This is a genomic window from Oceanospirillum linum (genome assembly GCF_001995095.2).
GTDB lineage: Bacteria > Pseudomonadota > Gammaproteobacteria > Pseudomonadales > Halomonadaceae > Oceanospirillum > Oceanospirillum linum.
The window spans coordinates 1-416 of record NZ_MTSD02000159.1 but is presented as its reverse complement, the minus strand read 5'-3'; the positions used below and the strand labels follow the sequence as shown (position 1 = coordinate 416).

Below are 416 nucleotides of genomic sequence, written 5' to 3'. Positions count from 1 at the left end.
TATGCGAGATGCACGACAGAGCATACAGACCTATACTGAACTAGAGCAGATTAATCTTGAGCTGATGACAAGCCTAGATGTTTTGCGCCAAGACCAGCAAGCCGGACGCTACGTGCAGCAGAGAATGCTACCCCAAACCCCTTGGCAACATGGCGGTATGACGTTTGAGCATACAATCTGCCCATCTCTTTATTTGAGTGGTGACGTCGTGGATTACTTACCTATAGACACAGATCGAGTGCTATTTTATTTGGCAGATGTGTCAGGGCACGGAGCCTCATCCGCCTTTATTACAATTCTGTTAAGAGTGTTTATTCGTCGCTATGTGACTAGGCGTTTGGAACGAGGCCAATTGATCTCAACGGCTCAGATCCTAACAGAAGTGAATCAAGAACTACTCGATACCTCGCTAGGCA

1 protein-coding gene is annotated in these 416 nt (G+C 46.9%); it reads left to right on the top strand.

Annotated features, from left to right (window positions below; all coding sequences use genetic code 11):
- On the top strand, positions 1 to 416 hold a 416-nt coding region (locus tag BTA35_RS17110; protein ID WP_145952611.1), incomplete at both ends, for a PP2C family protein-serine/threonine phosphatase.